A 4,229-nucleotide genomic window follows, 5' to 3' on the forward strand; every position below is an offset into this window, starting at 1 on the left:
GATCCGTCGTATCACCGTCAGGTGGTGGTGATGACGGCTCCTCATGTGGGGAATACGGGGGTCAATGATGAGGATGACGAGTCGCGGCGGATCTGGGTGGCGGGGTTTGTGGTCCGTGATCCGGCGCGGGTGCCGTCGAGCTGGCGGTCGCGGCGGTCTCTGGATGAGGAGCTGGTGGCGCGGGGTGTGGTGGGGATCTGCGGGGTGGACACGCGGGCGTTGACGCGGCATCTGCGGGAGCGGGGTGCGATGCGGGCGGGTGTGTTCTCGGGTGCGGCGCTGGCGGGTGTGGATGAGGGGGGTCTGCTGGCGCGTGTGCGGCGGTCTCCGGGGATGGCGGGGGCGGATCTGTCGTCGGAGGTGGCCGCGGCTGAGGGGTATGTGGTGCCGGCTGTGGGGGTGAGGCGGTTCACGGTGGCGGCTATTGATCTGGGGATCAAGGGGATGACGCCGAGGCGGTTGGCGGAGCGGGGGGTGGAGGTGCATGTGCTGCCGGCGGGTGTGTCGGTGGAGGAGGTGTACGCGGTCGGGCGGGGTGGGCCGGACGGGGTGTTTCTGTCGAATGGTCCGGGTGATCCGGCGACGGCTGATGTGTCGGTGGTGCGGGCGGTTCTGGAGCGGGGGACTCCGCTGTTCGGGATCTGTTTCGGGAATCAGCTGCTGGGGCGTGCGCTGGGTTTTGGCACGTACAAGCTGGTGTATGGGCACCGGGGGATCAATCAGCCGGTGCTGGACCGTGTGTCGGGCCGGGTGGAGATCACGGCGCATAATCACGGGTTCGCGGTGGATGCTCCGGTGGAGGGGGTGTCGGACACGCCGTTCGGGCGTGTCGAGGTGTCGCATGTGTGTCTGAATGACGGGGTGGTGGAGGGTCTGCGGTTGCTGGACCGGCCGGCGTTCAGTGTGCAGTACCACCCGGAGGCGGCGGCGGGTCCGCATGACGCCGCGTATCTGTTCGACCGTTTCGTTTCTCTGATGGAGGGCCAGCGTGCCTAAGCGCTCCGATATCCAGTCCGTTCTGGTGATCGGGTCGGGCCCGATCGTGATCGGTCAGGCCGCCGAGTTCGATTATTCCGGTACGCAGGCGTGCCGGGTCCTCAAGGCCGAGGGCCTGCGGGTGATTCTGGTGAATTCGAATCCGGCGACGATCATGACGGATCCGGAGATCGCGGATGCCACGTATGTGGAGCCGATCACGCCGGAGTTCGTGGAGAAGATCATCGCGAAGGAGCGGCCCGACGCCCTGCTGCCGACCCTGGGCGGGCAGACGGCTCTGAACACGGCGATCTCGATGCACGGGCAGGGGGTGCTGGAGCGGTACGGGGTCGAGTTGATCGGGGCGAATGTCGAGGCGATCAACAAGGGGGAGGACCGGGAGCTGTTCAAGGGTGTCGTGGACGCGGTGCGGGAGCGGATCGGGCACGGTGAGTCGGCGCGGTCGGTGATCTGTCACTCGATGGACGATGTCCTTGCGGGGGTGGGGACTCTGGGCGGGTATCCGGTGGTGGTGCGGCCGTCGTTCACGATGGGCGGCGCGGGGTCGGGGTTCGCGCACGACGAGGAGGAGCTGCGCCGGATCGCGGGGCAGGGTCTGACGCTGTCGCCGACGACGGAGGTGCTGCTGGAGGAGTCGATCCTGGGGTGGAAGGAGTACGAGCTGGAGCTGATGCGGGACCGGAACGACAATGTGGTGGTGGTGTGCTCGATCGAGAATTTCGATCCGATGGGTGTGCACACCGGGGACTCGATCACGGTGGCTCCGGCGATGACGCTGACGGACCGGGAGTACCAGCGGCTGCGGGACATCGGGATCGCGATCATCCGTGAGGTGGGGGTGGACACCGGGGGATGCAACATCCAGTTCGCGGTCGATCCCCGGGACGGGCGGATCATCGTCATCGAGATGAACCCGCGCGTGTCCCGCTCGTCGGCGCTGGCGTCGAAGGCGACGGGTTTCCCGATCGCGAAGATCGCGGCGAAGCTCGCTGTCGGCTACACCCTGGACGAGATCCCGAACGACATCACGGAGAAGACACCGGCGTCGTTCGAGCCGACGCTGGACTATGTGGTGGTGAAGGCCCCCAGGTTCGCGTTCGAGAAGTTTCCCTCCGCGGACGCGACGCTGACCACGACGATGAAGTCGGTGGGTGAGGCGATGGCGATCGGCCGGAACTTCACCGAGGCCCTCCAGAAGGCCCTGCGGTCGCTGGAGAAGAAGGACGGCCCGTTCGACTTCACCACCCCGCCCGGGGACAGGGACGCACTCCTGGCCCGGGCGGCACGGCCCACGGACGGCCGGATCAACACGGTGATGGCCGCGATCCGCGCGGGCGCCACCCCCGGCGAGGTGTTCACCGCGACCCGGATCGACCCCTGGTTCGTGGACCAGCTGTTCCTGATCCGCGAAGTGGCCGACGAACTCGCCGCGGCGGACAAACTCCACCCCGGACTCCTCGCGGACGCGAAACGCCACGGCTTCTCCGACGCCCAGATCGCCGCGATCCGCGGACTGCGCGAGGACGTGGTCCGCGAGGTCCGCCACGCCCTGGGTATCCGCCCCGTCTACAAGACCGTCGACACCTGCGCCGCCGAGTTCGCCGCGAAAACCCCCTACTTCTACTCCTCCTACGACCAGGAGAGCGAAGTCGCCCCCCGCACCAAACCCGCGGTCATCATCCTGGGGTCGGGGCCCAACCGGATCGGGCAGGGCATCGAGTTCGACTACTCCTGCGTCCACGCCTCCTTCGCCCTCTCCGACGCCGGCTACGAGACCGTCATGGTCAACTGCAACCCCGAAACCGTCTCCACCGACTACGACACCTCCGACCGCCTCTACTTCGAACCCCTCACCCTCGAGGACGTCCTGGAGATCGTCCACGCCGAAACCCTCGCCGGCCCCGTCGCCGGCGTCATCGTCCAGCTCGGCGGCCAGACCCCCCTGGGACTGGCCCAGGCCCTCAAGGACAACGGCGTCCCCGTCGTCGGCACCCCGCCCGAGGCCATCCACGCCGCCGAGGACCGCGGCGCCTTCGGCCGCGTCCTGGAAGAAGCCGGCCTGCCCGCCCCCCGACACGGCACCGCCACCACCTACGCCCAGGCCAAAACCATCGCCGACGACATCGGCTACCCCGTCCTGGTCCGCCCCTCCTACGTCCTGGGCGGACGCGGCATGGAAATCGTCTACGAACAAGCCCGCCTCGAGGCCTACATCGCCGAGTCCACCGAAATCTCCCCCACCCGTCCCGTCCTGGTCGACCGCTTCCTCGACGACGCCATCGAGATCGACGTCGACGCCCTCTACGACGGCACCGACCTCTACCTCGGCGGCGTCATGGAACACATCGAGGAAGCCGGCATCCACTCCGGCGACTCCGCCTGCGCCCTGCCCCCCATCACCCTCGGCGGCCACGACATCAAACGCCTGCGCGCCTCCACCGAGGCCATCGCCCGCGGCGTCGGGGTCCGCGGCCTGATCAACATCCAGTTCGCCCTCGCCGGAGACGTCCTCTACGTCCTCGAGGCCAACCCCCGCGCCTCCCGCACCGTCCCCTTCACCTCCAAAGCCACCGCCGTCCCCCTGGCCAAAGCCGCCGCCCGCATCTCCCTGGGCGCCACCATCACCCAGCTGAGGGCGGAAGGACTCCTGCCCCGGGAAGGCGACGGAGGGACCCTGCCCATGGACGCCCCGATCTCCGTCAAGGAAGCCGTCCTGCCCTGGTCCCGCTTCCGCGACATCCACGGACGCGGCGTCGACACCATCCTCGGCCCCGAGATGCGCTCCACCGGCGAGGTCATGGGCATCGACACCGTCTTCGGCACCGCCTACGCCAAATCCCAGGCCGGCGCCTACGGACCCCTGCCCACCAAAGGCCGCGCGTTCATCTCCGTCGCCAACCGCGACAAACGCTCCATGATCTTCCCCGCCCGGGAACTCGTCGCCCACGGCTTCGAACTCCTCGCCACCTCCGGCACCGCCGAAGTCCTCAAACGCAACGGCATCCACGCCCGTATCGTCCGCAAACACAGCGAAGGCGAAGGACCCGGCGGAGAACGCACCATCGTCCAGCTCATCCACGACGGCGAAGTCGACCTCATCGTCAACACCCCCTACGGCACCGGCGGACGCCTCGACGGCTACGACATCCGCACCGCCGCCGTCGCCCGCTCCGTCCCCTGCCTCACCACCGTCCAAGCCCTCGCCGCCGCCGTCCAAGGCATCGACGCACTCA

The 4,229-nt window shown here is 68.4% G+C and carries 2 protein-coding genes; both read left to right on the plus strand.

Features of this window, described 5'->3' with window-relative positions; translation table 11 throughout:
- The coding region (carA, locus tag ABT122_RS33315) for a glutamine-hydrolyzing carbamoyl-phosphate synthase small subunit (protein ID WP_351559893.1) at positions 1-996 on the plus strand (996 nt) is incomplete at its 5' end.
- Positions 989-4,229, plus strand: a 3,241-nt coding sequence (carB, locus tag ABT122_RS33320; RefSeq protein ID WP_351559895.1) for a carbamoyl-phosphate synthase large subunit, incomplete at its 3' end; no start/stop codon positions are given. The genes carA and carB, both read left to right, overlap by 8 nt.

Source organism: Streptomyces sp. NPDC001985 (genome assembly GCF_040296845.1).
Taxonomy (GTDB): Bacteria; Actinomycetota; Actinomycetes; order Streptomycetales; family Streptomycetaceae; genus Streptomyces.